Origin of the sequence: Streptomyces sp. NPDC005722 (assembly GCF_040630935.1) — a bacterium.
Classification (GTDB): domain Bacteria; phylum Actinomycetota; class Actinomycetes; order Streptomycetales; family Streptomycetaceae; genus Actinacidiphila.
Genome location: NZ_JBEXYN010000005.1, coordinates 176,890 through 191,057 on the forward strand (window position 1 = coordinate 176,890; position 14,168 = coordinate 191,057).

Consider the following 14,168-nt stretch of genomic DNA (forward strand, 5'->3'; position numbering starts at 1 on the left):
CTACGCCGTGACCAGGTAGGAGAAGACGCTCTCCAGGGACTCGTCGGACGGCGAGACCGTGTAGAGCCGGATGCCCCGCTCCCGCGCGACGCGCGGCAGCAGCTCGGTGAAGCCGGCGAAGTCGATCGCCTGGACGCGCAGCGCCCGCTCCTTCCAGTCCAGTTCGATGGCGGCCGTGGAGCCGTCCGCGATCAGCGCGGCGGCGAGCGCCCGGTCGTCGCTGGAGCGCACCAGGTAGCGGTGCGGCCGGTCCGTCATGAGCCGGCGGATCTTGCGGAAGTCGCCCGAGGCGGCGTGCCGGCCGGCGACGACCACCTCGATGTGGCTCGCCAGCTGCTCCACCTCCTCCAGGATGTGCGAGGAGAACAGCACCGTGCGGCCCTCGGCGCCCATCTGCCGCAGCAGGTCCATCAGGTGCAGCCGCTGCCGGGGGTCCATGCCGTTGAACGGCTCGTCCAGCAGCAGCACCGACGGGTCGTGCACCAGCGCGGAGGCCATCTTGGCGCGCTGCCGCATGCCCTTGCTGTACGTGGAGACCGGTCGGTCCTGCGCGAACTCCATCTCGACCGTGGCCAGGGCGCGCTGCGCCGCCGCCCCCGCGTCCGGCAGGCCGTGCAGCTCGGCGTTGGCGACCACGAACTCGCGGGCCGTCAGGAAGTCGTACATCGCCTCGCGCTCGGGGACGATGCCGATGTGCCGGTACACCTGCTCGTTGCGCCAGACCGTGGCGCCGTCGAGGGTGACGGTGCCGGCCGAGGGCGCCAGGAAGCCGCCCATCATGTTGATCAGGGTGGACTTGCCCGCGCCGTTGGGGCCGAGCAGCCCGGTGACGCCGGGGCCGATCGTCATCGTCACGTCGTTGACGGCGACGACGTTGCCGAACCAGCGGGACACGTGGTCGATGGACAGGGTGGTCACGACAGTACGGCCTTTCGGTAGCGGCGCATCAGCAGGCCGAAGGTGCCGGCGATCACGGCGAGGAGGACGAGGAGGTAGACCGTGCCGACGACCGCGTCCTTCGGACCCGCGCCCTCGGGGAAGCTGGAGGTCGCGCCCAGCCACCAGGTCTGCGCGCCGTCGATCAGCGTGATCGGCGAGAACAGGCCCAGCCAGCCGATCACGTCGGCGTTGCCGTTGATCGAGGCCACGCCCTGCACGCTGGTCACCGCACCGTACGAGAGCGTGAACACCGCGATGACCGCGGCGACGCCGAAGCCCCGGCGCGGCGTCAGCGCCGCGATCACCAGGCCGATGCCCGAGAACAGCAGCGACAGCAGCAGTGCGGCCAGCATCGCCTTGGCGAAGCCCGCGCTCTGGTCGCCCACGTCGAACTTGGCCAGCAGCGCCCCGACGTACATGATCAGCAGCGGCGTCGCGGTGAGGATGAACAGCGCGGTGGTCAGCGCCGCGAACTTCGACGCGACGTAGTCGACCGCCTCGATCGGGCGGGAGAAGTACAGCGGCGTCGTCTTGAACCGCAGGTCCAGCGAGACGGACTGCGGGGCCTGGGCCGCCAGGTAGAGGCCGATGACCGCCTGCATGATGATCGCGTACTGGGTGTACTCGATCGGCAGCTTGGTCGCCTTGGTGCCGATCGCCACCGCGACCATGATCCCGGCCGGCACGCACATCACGGCCAGCAGGATCATCGGCAGCACCTTGGACTTCGCCGAGCGGCCGAGCCCGTACGCGCTGCGCAGGCTCTGGACGTACAGCGACGTGCGCGCGTAGCCCCGTCCCAGCCGCGGGCCGTCGTAGTGCCGGTAGCCGATGTCGTGGATGACGTCGGCGGCGGGCGGCCTGCCCTCAAGCTGCGTCATGCTCGTCCCCTCCCCGGAAGATCTCGGCGATGCGGTGCCGGTGCTGCTCCATGCGCACCAGGCCCGTGCCGAGCTCCGCGACCGCGTCGCGGACCGCGTCGTACGTCTCGTCCCCGTCGATGTCGACCATGATCAGCCGGCCGTCCGCGTGCGCGTTGAGCCCGGCCGCGGTCAGCTTCTCCACCAGTTCGTCCTCGTGCTCGGTGACCTCGACGGTGAGCGAGGCGGTCGCCTGCGTGAAGTCGCTGGTCGAGGAGGAGCGCAGGAGGGAGCCGCCGTCGATGACGACGATGTGGTCGCTGGTGCGCTCCAGTTCACCCAGCAGGTGGGAGGTGACCAGCACGGAGATGCCGAACTCGGTGTGGACACGCCGGATCAGCTCGAGCATGTCGTCGCGGCCGACGGGGTCCAGCCCGTTCGTCGGCTCGTCGAGCAGCACCAGCCGCGGGTCGTGGACCAGTGCCTGGGCCAGCTTCACCCGCTGCTTCATGCCCGTGGAGTACCCGCCCATGGGGCGGTACCGCTCCTCGTACAGGCCGACGTGGCGGAGCGTGTCCGCGGTGCGCTCGCGCGCGGCGGACGGCGGCAGCCCCGAGATACGGGCCATGTGGACGACGAACTCCGTCGCCGACACGTCAGGGGGCAGGCAGTCGTGCTCCGGCATGTAGCCCACATGGGCGCGGATCGCCGCGCCCTCTGTCGCCACATCCATGCCCAGGACGGCGGCCCGGCCTTCCGTGGCCGGCGCCAACCCGAGGAGGATCTTGATCAGGGTCGACTTGCCGGCTCCGTTGGCACCGACCAACCCGGTCACGCCGGGTGCGATGTCGACGGTGAGCCGGTCCAGAGCGGTCACCCTCGGGTACCGCTTCGTCAGGCTTTCGGTAGCGATCACAGTCACGCCACGAACCTAGTGGCGCGGGCCACACCCCGTCGTCAGTCTGGGGGGCGGTTGTGCGTAGTCCTTGGGGTTGACCTTCCCGTAGGGGAGGCGGTGCGGTGCGTCCGTCTTGCCGGGGTTCCTCCTGCGGGTCGCACGGTTCAGCCGTGCCGGGGCGTCGTCCGGGAGCACGGTCGGCTCCACCGGTCGACCCCGACGGGCCGGACCCCGCGGGGGTGCCGCGTGGCGCTGCGCCGGGTCGTGGGGTGCGCGTGCGGGTGCGGGTGGGGATACGGGTGCGGGCCTGCGGATGCGCGTGTGCGGGGCCCGCGTGGGGGGTTCGGGGGTGTGCGGTGTTCGGCGTTGCGGTGTTCGGCGTTGCGGTGTTCGGCTGTGCGGTGCTCGGGCGGGGGCGCCCCTGCTCCGCCGGACGCGCGGATGCGGCGGTGTCGCCCGCCGTCGTGCGCGGGCGGGCCGGCGACCGGAGGGTACGTGACCCACGGGTGGGGCCGGTTCGAACCGGCGGTGACCGGCACAACTTCGGGGGTGCGGGTCGTCTCCGGCATCGTCGTCCTCGTCCTCGCGGTCGCGCTCGGGTTCCTGCTCGGGTTCCTGCTCAGGGTGGTGCTCAGGGTGGTGCTCAGGGTGGTGCTCTGCGCCGTGCTCCGGCCCGGGCCCTCGTGCGCGCCCGTCGTCCGGGGGGTCCGGACGGTTCCGCTGGAGCGGGTGCCGTGTCCGGCGCCGTGGTGGTGCCGGTGCGCTGCGCCTCGGGGGTTCCGCTCGTCGCGGTCCTCCGCGGCCTGCGGGGCCGGGGCGGCTTGACGTTCCGTCAACGGGGGCCGTGCGGCACGCCGTACGGGCTGGTCACGCGCGTCCGCGGCGGTCATGCGCAGAGCGCCCACTCGCGGCGGGGGGTACGGGCCGGGGCGGCGGTCGCGTCGCTCAGCACGGGGTCGAGACCCGCGTCGCCGATCGGACGGGTGCGCACACGGGCCACGGGCGAGGCGCCGTGGGCCTCGGCGCGGATGCGCTGCTTCATCGTCGGCGGCAGGGACAGTCCACCGGAACCGGTCGCGGCGGCGAGGCAGGGCGCGGACTCGAACGGGACGGACGGCTCGGCCACGGCGGGCTCGTCACGGTACGGCCTGAGGGACGACCCGCTGGACGAGCCGCGCGAGGGCGCGAGGGACGACCGGCGGGAGGCACTGCGCGTGGGTGTGAGCGACGACCGGCGGGACGAACTGCGCGACGACGGGACCTCGGCTGTGCGGCCGCCCGGTTCGGCACGGAGTCCCGTTCCCGACGCGGCGGCTCCCACGGCCACCGGTTGTGGTGCCGGTTCCGTACGCGGAGCCGGCGCCCAGTGGCGCACCGCCTCGGCGGTCGGGAGGAACCGGGTGCCGGGGACGGTCTCCGGTCGCGGCGCGGCCGGAGCCGTGCTACGCGAGACCGGGACGGCGAACCCGAAGTACGCGACCATCTTGAGCAGGAGCGTCACGAAGACGTCCCAGAACGTCCTGACGCGGTTGTTGGCAGCCATGACCTCTCACTTCCTTCGGTGAGTCGGGAGCGACTAATCCGATGATGCGGAAGTGAGCACGAAATCCTCGGTGCCGCACCCCGAGGGTGCCGATATTCCGATCAACACCACCCGGGTGGCCCAGCCGTGCCCCGGCCGGCCCCTCCGGCGCCGGTCTTCCGTCCCGCGCCGCCCCGAGTTGCGGCCCTCCCCCTCCCGGGGTAGCGGCCCTGTGAACCGGCCGGGGCGCCCTGCGGGGCGCTCCCAGGTTCCCGTGGTGAGCGGGGCCACCGGCCGGACGGGCACGGCTCGCCGAACGGTTTCCACCGGACGGCGGCTGCCGTCCCGATCATCGGACCGCACCGGGCCGGGCGGCGCGGGGCCAGCCCGTAGGGTGGGGAACATGCGCCTGAGCACTGTGATTCTGCCGATCTACCGCTGGCACGAGCAGGGGCGGAAGGTCTGGCGCCGGGCCGAGGAGCTCGGCTTCCACACCGCCTACACCTACGACCACCTGTCGTGGCGGAGCTTCCGGGACCGCCCGTGGTTCGGGGCGGTGCCGACGCTGACGGCGGCGGCCGCGACGACGGAGCGGATCCGGCTGGGCACGCTCGTGACCTCGCCGAACTTCCGGCACCCGGTGACGCTCGCCAAGGAGCTGATCACCCTCGACGACGTCAGCGACGGACGGCTGACGCTCGGCATCGGCGCCGGCGGGGTGGGCTTCGACGCGACGGCGCTGGGCCAGGTGGCGTGGTCGCCGCGCGAACGGGCCGACCGCTTCAGCGAGTTCGTCGACGTGCTGGACCGGCTGCTGACGGAGCCGGTGGTGAGCTACGAGGGCGAGTTCTACTCGGCGCACGAGGTGCGGAACATCCCCGGCTGCCTGCAGCGGCCGCGGCTGCCCTTCGCGGTGGCGGCGACGGGCCCGCGCGGGCTGCGGCTGGCGGCACGCTACGGCCAGGCCTGGGTGACCTACGGCGACCCGAAGGGCCCGGCGGACGTGCCGGTGGACAAGTGCCCCGAGGTCGTCTCGCGCCAGTACGACCAGTTGGAGATCGCCTGCGCCGAGATCGACCGCGACCCGGGCGAGCTCGACCGCGTCCTGCTGACCGGCTCGACGGCCGAGCGCCCGCTGGAGTCGCTCGACGCGTTCGTCGACTTCGCGGGCCGCTACGCGGAGGCCGGCATCACGGAGGTCGTGCTCCACTGGCCGGTGCCGGACTCCGTCTACGCGGCGGACGAGAAGGTCTTCGAGCGCATCGCGACCGAGGCGCCGGCCCAGCTCAGTTGAGCCGGCGGCGGGCGTTGCGCCGCCACTGGACGAGCAGCGCGGGGGACGCCACGGGCGGCGGGCCCGCCGGACAGACGTCGAAGTGGCTGATCCGGCAGGTGTCGGAGGGCACGGTGGCACGCAGGTTGACCGCCGTGCCGTCGCCCGCGACGCGCCAGCGGCGGCCGGCCGGGACGGCGGCCGGCGGCCACTCACCGGGCTCCACCAGGATCCAGTGACCGCCCGCGGTGCGGTGGCGGTACGCGGCGCAGGCGCACCGGCCGCAGGTCGTGGGGGTGCCGGCCGACGGGTCGGCGACGGGTATCGCGGTGCGCGCGGCCAGGCGGATGCCGTCCACGACGGTCGGCAAAGCGTCGGCCAGGAGCACCGGTTCCCGGTCGGGCCGTTCTTCACAACGCACAAGGGCCATGGCGAGATCGTGGCACCCGGCACTGACAACCGGCTGCGCAGAGTGTGGCGGTGCTCGCACTCCGCACCCGCCTGCTGTCATATGCAGGCACATGGGGGACCATGGGTCGGTGACCTCAGCCACCCAGCATCCCCGGACCCCGGACGCCACCCTCGCGGCCCCCTCGCCGCGGCTGATCGCCACCGACCTGGACGGCACGCTGCTGCGCGACGACAAGACCGTCTCGGCCCGGACGATCGCCGCGCTGGCGGACGCGGAGGCCGCGGGCATCGAGGTCTTCTTCGTCACCGGGCGTCCCGCGCGGTGGATGGACGTCGTCGCCGCGCACACCGCCGGCCACGGCATGGCGATCTGCGCCAACGGCGCCGCCGTCTACGACCTGCACCGCGGCAGGCGGCTGCTGGCGGCCTACCCCCTCGACCCGCGGGACGCCCTCGCGGTCGTCGCGGCCCTGCGCACCGCCGTCCCCGGCACGACCTTCGCCGTCGAGCTGACCGGCGGTTTCGCGTACGAGCCGGAGTACCCGCCGTACGCCCCCGCCCCCGACGCGGTGGTCGCCCCGGTGGAGGAGCTGCTGGACACCGCGCGGCAGGGCCAGCCCGTGCTGAAGCTGCTGGCCAAGCACCCCTCCATCGACCCGGACGTCTTCCTGCGCGCCGCGCGGGCGGTGGCCGGGGAGCACGCCGAGATCACCCGGTCCAGCGCCTCGGCGCTGCTGGAGATCAGCGGCACGGGCGTCAGCAAGGCGACGACGCTCGCGCGCTGCTGCGCGGACCTCGGCATCTCCGCCCAGGAAGTGGTGGCCTTCGGGGACATGCCCAACGACCTCGCCATGCTGTCGTGGGCGGGCACCTCCTACGCCGTCGCCAACGCCCACCCCGACGTGCTGGCCGCCACGACGCACCGCACCGGGGCGAACGAGGAGGACGGCGTGGCCCGCGTCATCGAGCGGATCCTCGCCGCCCGCTGACGCCGGCCGGGCGGCTCACAACGGCGCCTCCCAGGCGAGCGTGGTGCCCTTGCCGTCCGGCCCCGGCCCGAAGGTGGACTCGCCGCCCAGCGACTCCGCGCGGCGGGCGAGGTTGCGCAGACCGCTGCGCCGCCCGGTCTCGGGGATGCCGACGCCGTCGTCGGAGACGATGAGCCGCACCCCCTCGCGGCCGTCGGCGAGGACGGCGGTGGCGTCGAGCACCACCTCCACCCAGGTCGCGTCGGCGTGCCGCTGCACGTTGGACAGCGCCTCGCGCAGCGCCGCCACGAGGTTGCGGGCGCTGAGCGCGCCGACCCGGTGGTCGACGGGTCCGACGAAGCGGACGGAGGGCGGGAAGCCCAGGCCGCGGGCGGCGGAGCCGGTCTCGCGGAGCACCTGGGCGCGCAGTCCCGACGGCGCTTCGTCCCGCGGCTCCTGCTGCAGCGCGAAGATCGCCGTCCGTACCTCCTGGATGGTGGCGTCCAGCTCCTCGACCGCGTGCGCGATGCCCTCCTCGGCGTCGGGCGGCAGCGCCTTGCGCCGGGCCCCCTGGAGCATCAGGCCCGTCGCGAAGAGCCGCTGAATGACCAGGTCGTGCAGGTCACGGGCGATCCGGTCGCGCTCCTCGTAGACGGCCAGCCGGTTGCGGTCGCGCTGGGCGTCGGCGATGAGCAGGGCCAGCGCTGCCTGCGCGGCGAACTGGGTGGCCACGAAGCGCTCGTCGTCGGTGAAGCCCGGCGCGCCGTGGGTCCTGGGCAGCGCGAGCGCGCCCATCACGTGGCCGCTGCTCTGCAGCGGCAGCATCATGCAGGCGCCGAAGCGGGGGGCGATCGCCGAGGACATCCGTTCGTCGGTCGACGCGTCCTCCACGAACACCGGCTCGCCCGCCATCAGCGGCACCACGGGCGGGCTGTTCGCCTCGAGCACCGTGCCGACCAGGCCCGCGGGCTGTTCGGCCGAGACCGCGACCACCTCGAGGCCGCCCTCGACGGTCGGCAGCAGAAGCAGCCCCGCGTCGGCCCCCACGAGCGCGCGGGCCTGCTCGGCGACGACGTCGAGCGCGTCGTCGCCCGGTTGCTCGTCGCCCGGTTGTTCGTCGGCCAGCAGCGCGGTGGTGACCGAGCCGACGGCGTCCAGCAGTCTGGCCAGTGGTTCTGCCATACGGCGAGCCTAGGACGGAGCCGCGTCCTACGCCGTGATCGACTCCGGCTCCGGCGCGCCCAGTGCGTCGGCCGCGCGCTCGCGCTCCAGGCCCCGGCGGAACGGGCCGTCGGCCGCGGCCAGCGCACGGTGCGTCCCGCGCTGGACGATCCGGCCGCGGTCGAGGACGAGGATCTCGTCGACCTCCTCCAGACCGGTGAGGCGATGGGTGATCAGCACGGTCGTCCGGCCCGTGGTCGCGGCCAGCAGATCGGCGGTCAGGGCGTCGGCGGTGGCCAGGTCGAGGTGTTCGGCGGGCTCGTCGAGCACCAGCACGGGGAAGTCGGCGAGCAGCGCGCGGGCCAGCGCCAGCCGCTGACGCTGGCCGCCGGACAGGCGCGTGCCGTGCTCGCCGACCGGGAGGTCGAGGTCCAGGTCGAGCCGGGCGGCGGCGAGCGCCTCGCGCAGCCGCGCGTCGTCCGCGCCGGGGCGGGCCAGGCGCAGGTTCTCCCGGACCGTGCTGTCGAAGGCGTGCGCGTCCTGGGCGCACAGGCCGACCATACGGCGCACGGCGTCGCCGTCGAGGGCCGTGGCGTCGGTGCCCGCGAGGGTGTACGTGCCCTCCTCGACGTCCAGGAAGCGCAGCAGCACGTGGGCGAGGGTCGTCTTGCCCGATCCGGAGGGGCCGACGACGGCGATCCGGCGTCCGGGCGTCAGTTCCAGGCCGACGCCGTCCAGCGCGGGCCGGGGCTGCCCCGGGTGGCGGGCGGTGAGCCCGCGCAGCACCAGGGGGTGGGGCCCGGCGGGCGCGGGGGCCGGGTGCTCGGGCTCCCGTACGGGCGCGGGGGTGTCGAGCACGTCGTACACGCGCCGGGCCGCCTGCCCGCTGCGCTGCCGGTACTGCGCCGCGAGCGGCAGGGCCGCCACCGCCTCGAAGGCCGCGAGCGGGGTCAGCACCACGACCGCGAGCGCCACCCCGGACAGTTCGCCGGCGGCCACCGCCCGTACGCCCGCCCAGGCGCAGGCTGTGACGGTGAGTCCGCTGACCAGGGCGCCGAGTCCGGCGCCGAAGGCCGCGCCGGACGCGGAGCGGGCCGCGATCCGGGTGAGCACGCGGTCCGCCCCGGCCGCCCGGGCGCGGCGTCCGGGCAGCGCCCCGGCGACCGTCAGTTCCGCGGTGCCGGTGAGCACCTCGGCCACCTGGGCCGCGAGTTCGCCGCGGGCGGGGGCGAGGGCGCGCTCGGCACGCCGGGCGAGCGCCGCGGAGGCGGCCGGTACGGCCACGCCGGCCGTGAGCAGGCCCACCGCCAGGGCCGCTCCGGCCCCGGGCAGCAGCCACGCGGTGAACCCGGCCGTCGCGGTTCCGGTGAGCGCGGCGGCACCGGCCGGGAGCAGCCAGCGCAGGAAGTAGTCCTGGAGGCCGTCCACGTCGGCGACCAGGCGGGAGAGCAGGTCGCCGCGCCGGGCGTCGCGCAGCGCGGCGGGGGCGAGCCGCTCCAGCCGGCCGTACACCGCGACCCTGAGGTCGGCGAGGGCGCGGAAGACGGCGTCGTGCGAGACCAGGCGCTCGGCGTAGCGGAAGACCGCCCGGCCGATGCCGAAGGCCCGGGTCGCGGTGACCGCGACCATCAGGTACAGCACCGACGGCTGCTGGGAGGCCCGGGATATCAGCCAGGCCGAGGTCGCCATCAGGCCGACGGCGCTCAGCAGGGCGAGGGCGCCGAGCAGCAGCGCGAGGGCGAACCGCGGCCGCAGCGGCGAGGCGGTCCGGCGCACCCGGGTCAGCGGGGCGGCGGAGGGGACGGACGCGGCGGGGGCGACGGCGAGACCGGCGCCGAGGGGTTCGGGCGCGGGTGCCACGGCCCGGACGGGGCGCTCCGCGACGGCCGGTACGGCACGCTGCGGGGGGCCGTCGAACCGTAGCGTGCGGTCCGCCACGGCGAGCAGCGCGGGGCGGTGGACGACGAGGAGCACCGTGCGGCCGGCCGCGAGCCGCCGGACGGCGTCGACGACGGCCGCCTCGGTCTCGCCGTCCAGGGCCGCGGTGGGCTCGTCGAGCAGCAGCAGCGGGCGGTCGGCGAGGAACGCCCGGGCCAGGGCGACGCGTTGGCGCTGCCCGGCGGAGAGCCCGGCCCCGCCCTCGCCGACGGCCGTCGCGGGGTCGAGCTCGGGGGCGCCGGCGTCCAGGAGCGCGGCACGGACCTCGGCCGGGCCCGCGTCCGGCCGGGCCAGCCGTACGTTGTCGGCGATGGTGCCGGCGAACAGGTGCGGCCGCTGGGGGACCCAGGCGATCTGCCCGTGCCAGCCGGCCGGGTCGTGGGCGGCGAGGTCGGTGCCGTCGGCCAGCACCCGTCCCGCGGTCGGCTCGGTGAAGCCCAGCAGCACGGAGAGCAGGGTGCTCTTGCCGATCGCGCTGGGACCGGTGAGGGCGATCGTCTCGCCGGGGGAGACCCGCAGGGAGACCGGGCCGAGGCGGCCCTCGACCGCGACCCCGTCCAGTTCGAGGACGGCGGTCCGCAGGTCGGGGGCCGGGGTCGTGCCGCGGCGGGGCGGCGCGGTCTCCAGGACGGCGAAGACCTCGTCGGCGGCGGAGAGCCCCTCGGCGGCCGCGTGGTAGTGCGCTCCCACCTGGCGCAGCGGGAGGTACGCCTCGGGTGCCAGGACGAGGATGACCAGCCCGGTGTAGAGGTCGAGTTCGCCGTGGACCAGCCGCATGCCGACGCCGACGGCGACCAGGGCGACGGAGATGGTGGAGAGCAGTTCCAGGGCGAAGGAGGAGAGGAAGGTGATGCGCAGCGTCCGCATCGTGGCGCGCCGGTGGTCGGCGGTGATGGCACGGATGGACTCGGCCTGGGCCTTGGCCCGGCCGAAGACCTTGAGGGTGGGCAGGCCCGCGACGACGTCGAGGAAGTGGCCGGACAGCCGGGCGAGCAGCTGCCACTGACGGTCCATGCGGGCCTGGGTGGCCCAGCCGATGAGGACCATGAAGACCGGGATGAGGGGGAGGGTCAGGGCGATGGTGAGCGCCGAGATCCAGTCCTCGGTGACGATGCGGGCGAGGACCGCGGCGGGCACCACGACGGCCAGGCCCAGTTGGGGCAGGTAGCGGGCGAAGTAGCCGTCGAGGGCGTCGACGCCCCGGGTGGCGAGCGTGGTGAGCTCGCCGGTCCGCCGCTCGGTGAGCCCCGCCGGGCCCAGGGCGGTGACGTGCTCCAGCAGCCGTGTGCGCAGCTGGGACTTGACGGCGGCGGAGGCGCGGTGCGCGCACAGCTCGGTGAGCCAGGAGACGGCCGCCCGGCCGGCCGCGACGCCGGCGAGCAGCAGCAGCGGGGTGCGCAGCGCCCCGGCGTCGAGACCGCCCTCGAAGCCCCCGACGACGATCTCCGCGACGATCATCGCCTGCGCGATGACCAGGCCCGCGCCGGCCAGCCCGAGCAGGACGGAGACGGCGAGGAACACACGGGTCGCGCGGGCGTACCTCAGCAGCCGGGGGTCGACGGGTTTCACGTGAAACAGCCCCTCAGTGCGCTTCGGCGATGTGCTGGGTGCCGATCCGCTTGCGGAACACCCAGTACGTCCAGGCCTGGTAGAGCACGACCAGCGGGGCCGCGATCGCGGCGCACCAGGTCATGATCTTCAGCGTGTACGGGGTCGAGGAGGCGTTCTCCACCGTCAGGCTCCACGCCGGGTCGAGCGTGGAGGGCATGACGTCCGGGAAGAGCACCAGGAAGAGCATCGCCACCGCGGCGACGACGGTGACCCCGGAGAAGGCGAAGGCCCAGCCCTCGCGGCCCCGCAGGTTGGCGCCCAGCGCGGCGAGCAGCGCGAGCACGGCGACCGCCGCGGCCGCCAGGCTCCAGGCGTCGCCGCCGTGCCCCTGCGTCCAGGCCAGGAAGGCGAGTGCGAGCACCGCGGTGACCGCTCCGGCCCGGGTGGCGAAGCGGCGGGCGCGGGTGCGGATGTCGCCGAGGGTCTTCAGTGCCGCGAAGACCGCGCCGTGGAAGGTGAAGAGGCTGAGCGTCACGAGCCCGCCGAGCAGGGCGTAGGGGCCGAACAGCTCCCGGACCCCGCCGGTGTACTCGCCGGAGGCGTCGATCTCCACCCCGTGCACGATGTTGGCGAACGCCACGCCCCAGAGGAACGCGGGGAGCAGGGAGGTCCAGAAGATGGCCTGCTCCCAGGCCGTCTGCCAGCGTTCGGACGGGCGCTTGGCGCGGTACTCGAAGGCGACGACCCGGATGATCAGGCAGAGCAGGATCACCAGCAGCGGCAGGTAGAAGCCGGAGAAGAGGGTGGCGTACCACTCGGGGAAGGCGGCGAAGGTGGCGCCGCCGGCGGTGATCAGCCAGACCTCGTTGCCGTCCCAGACCGGGCCGATGGTGTTGATCAGCACCCGCCGCTCGGGCCGGTCGCGGGCGAGCAGCCGGGTGAGGACGCCGATGCCGAAGTCGAAGCCCTCGAGGAAGAAGTAGCCGGTCCACAGGACCGCGATGAGGACGAACCAGACGTCGTGGAGGTGCATGCCGTCTCTCCCTAGTACGAGAAGGCCATCGGGCGGTCGGCGTCGGCGTCGCCGCCGATCTTCGTGGGGGGGTTGAGGTCCGCCTCGGTGAGCTCGGGTGGCCCGGCCTTGGCGTACTTGACCAGCAGCTTCACCTCGACGACGGCGAGGACGGCGTAGAGCGTGGTGAGGACGACCAGCGAGGTCAGCATCTCGGCGGTGGAGACGCCGGGGGAGACCGCGTCCTCGGTGCGCAGCAGCCCGTACACCACCCACGGCTGGCGGCCGTTCTCGGTGAAGATCCAGCCCCAGGAGTTGGCGATCAGCGGGAAGCCCATGGTGAGCAGCCCGATCCGCCAGTACCAGCGGGACAGCGCCGGGGAGAGGGCGGCGTTCCTGGTGAGCATCAGGTGCGGCGGCTCGTCGTCGGCGGTGCGCCGGTCCTCGGCGAGCCAGAACCTGCGGCGGGTGAGCCACAGTCCCGCCAGGCCGACCGCGAAGGAGGTCATGCCGAAGCCGATCATCCAGCGGAAGCCCCAGTAGGCGACCGGGATGTTGGGCCGGTAGTCGCCGGGGCCGTACTTCTCCTGTTCGGCCTTGTTGACGTCGTTGATGCCGGGGACGTACGAGTCGAAGTCGTCGTGGGCGAGGAAGGACAGCAGGCCGGGGACCTCGACGGCCACGGTGTTGTGGCCCTCCTCGACGTCGCCGTAGGCGAAGATCGAGAACGGGGCCGGGGACTCGCCGTCCCACAGGGCCTCGGCGGCGGCCATCTTCATGGGCTGCTGCTCGTACATGACCTTGCCCAGCCGGTCGCCGCTGATCGCGGTGAGCAGTCCGGCGACGACGGCGGTGACCAGGGCGAGGCGCAGCGAGGTCCGCATGACGGCGACGTGCTTGCGGCGGGCCAGGTGGTAGGCCGATATGCCGATCATGAACGCGGCGCCGGTCAGGAAGGCCGCGGCGAGCGTGTGGAAGACCACGACGAGGGTGGTGTTCTGGCTGAGCACGGCCCAGAAGTCGGTGAGCTCCGCGCGGCCGGTGACCTTGTTGTAGCGGTAGCCGACCGGGTGCTGCATCCAGGAGTTCGCGGCGAGGATGAAGTACGCGGACAGGATCGTGCCCAGCGAGACCAGCCAGATGCAGGCCAGGTGGAGCTTCTGCGGGAGCTTGTCCCAGCCGAAGATCCACAGCCCGATGAAGGTGGACTCGAAGAAGAAGGCGATCAGCGACTCGAAGGCGAGCGGGGCGCCGAACACGTCGCCGACGAAGCGCGAGTAGTCCGACCAGTTCATGCCGAACTGGAACTCCTGGACCAGGCCGGTGGCCACGCCCATGGCGATGTTGATCAGGAAGAGCTTGCCCCAGAACTTGGTCGCCCGGAGGTACTTCTCCTTGCCCGTGCGCACCCAGGCCGTCTGGAGGCCCGCGGTCAGCGCGGCGAGGGAGATCGTGAGGGGGACGAAGAGGTAGTGGTAGACGGTCGTGATGCCGAATTGCCATCGCGCGACGGCCACGGAGTCCAGTGCCAGGTCCACGTCACGCCTCCTTACATCGAGCTTGTGAAAGTGAACGCATTCACAAGCTCAGTATGCCGCACACGTTTTCGCCCCCTCACACCGGGGGGTGGGAGGG

At 73.6% G+C, this 14,168-nt stretch carries 11 protein-coding genes; 2 read left to right on the plus strand and 9 right to left on the minus strand.

The window, feature by feature from the left end; genetic code table 11:
* From ABZ479_RS08570 to ABZ479_RS08585, 4 genes are all read right to left on the minus strand, one after another.
* The gene (locus ABZ479_RS08570; protein ID WP_500460752.1) at window positions 1–918 is read right to left on the minus strand and encodes an ABC transporter ATP-binding protein; all 918 of its coding nucleotides are present in this window, start codon (window positions 916–918) and stop codon (window positions 1–3) included.
* Entirely contained in the window at window positions 915–1,820 is a 906-nt protein-coding gene (locus tag ABZ479_RS08575) for an ABC transporter permease (RefSeq protein ID WP_500460753.1), read from the minus strand. The genes ABZ479_RS08570 and ABZ479_RS08575 overlap by 4 nt, the downstream gene beginning before the upstream one ends.
* On the minus strand, window positions 1,807–2,721 hold the full coding sequence (locus ABZ479_RS08580; RefSeq protein ID WP_089225385.1) for an ABC transporter ATP-binding protein: 915 nt from the start codon (window positions 2,719–2,721) through the stop codon (window positions 1,807–1,809). The genes ABZ479_RS08575 and ABZ479_RS08580 overlap by 14 nt, the downstream gene beginning before the upstream one ends.
* A gap of 862 nt (window positions 2,722–3,583) precedes the next feature.
* A complete protein-coding gene (locus ABZ479_RS08585; RefSeq protein WP_500460755.1) occupies window positions 3,584–4,240 on the minus strand; it encodes a DUF6344 domain-containing protein in 657 nt (218 codons plus the stop codon).
* A gap of 382 nt (window positions 4,241–4,622) precedes the next feature.
* Here ABZ479_RS08585 and ABZ479_RS08590 point away from each other — a divergent pair, with 382 nt between their 5' ends.
* On the plus strand, window positions 4,623–5,513 hold the full coding sequence (locus tag ABZ479_RS08590; RefSeq protein WP_500460757.1) for an LLM class flavin-dependent oxidoreductase: 891 nt from the start codon (window positions 4,623–4,625) through the stop codon (window positions 5,511–5,513).
* Here the strand turns inward: ABZ479_RS08590 and ABZ479_RS08595 are convergent.
* Window positions 5,506–5,922: a DUF6083 domain-containing protein gene (locus ABZ479_RS08595; RefSeq protein WP_500460758.1), complete on the minus strand. Its 417-nt coding sequence runs from the start codon at window positions 5,920–5,922 to the stop codon at window positions 5,506–5,508. The two genes, ABZ479_RS08590 and ABZ479_RS08595, sit on opposite strands and share 8 nt — an antisense overlap.
* A gap of 109 nt (window positions 5,923–6,031) precedes the next feature.
* Between ABZ479_RS08595 and ABZ479_RS08600 the strand changes: the two genes are divergently transcribed.
* Window positions 6,032–6,892 (plus strand): HAD family hydrolase, encoded by an 861-nt coding sequence (locus tag ABZ479_RS08600; RefSeq protein WP_500460759.1) that lies wholly within the window; start codon window positions 6,032–6,034, stop codon window positions 6,890–6,892.
* Between the two features lie 15 nt (window positions 6,893–6,907).
* Here ABZ479_RS08600 and ABZ479_RS08605 read toward each other — a convergent pair whose 3' ends face one another.
* From ABZ479_RS08605 to ABZ479_RS08620, 4 genes are read right to left on the minus strand one after another with little or no spacing between them, the layout of a single operon-like run.
* Window positions 6,908–8,053: a GAF domain-containing sensor histidine kinase gene (locus ABZ479_RS08605; protein ID WP_500460761.1), complete on the minus strand. Its 1,146-nt coding sequence runs from the start codon at window positions 8,051–8,053 to the stop codon at window positions 6,908–6,910.
* Between the two features lie 27 nt (window positions 8,054–8,080).
* Window positions 8,081–11,539: a thiol reductant ABC exporter subunit CydD gene (gene cydD / locus ABZ479_RS08610; protein WP_500460763.1), complete on the minus strand. Its 3,459-nt coding sequence runs from the start codon at window positions 11,537–11,539 to the stop codon at window positions 8,081–8,083.
* Between the two features lie 13 nt (window positions 11,540–11,552).
* Window positions 11,553–12,554 carry a cytochrome d ubiquinol oxidase subunit II gene (cydB, locus tag ABZ479_RS08615; RefSeq protein WP_500460765.1) on the minus strand — a complete coding sequence of 334 codons (1,002 nt, stop codon included), beginning with the start codon at window positions 12,552–12,554 and terminating at the stop codon, window positions 11,553–11,555.
* 11 nt (window positions 12,555–12,565) lie between these two features.
* The gene (locus ABZ479_RS08620) at window positions 12,566–14,071 is read right to left on the minus strand and encodes a cytochrome ubiquinol oxidase subunit I (protein ID WP_500460767.1); all 1,506 of its coding nucleotides are present in this window, start codon (window positions 14,069–14,071) and stop codon (window positions 12,566–12,568) included.
* Between the last annotated feature and the right edge of the window lie 97 nt (window positions 14,072–14,168).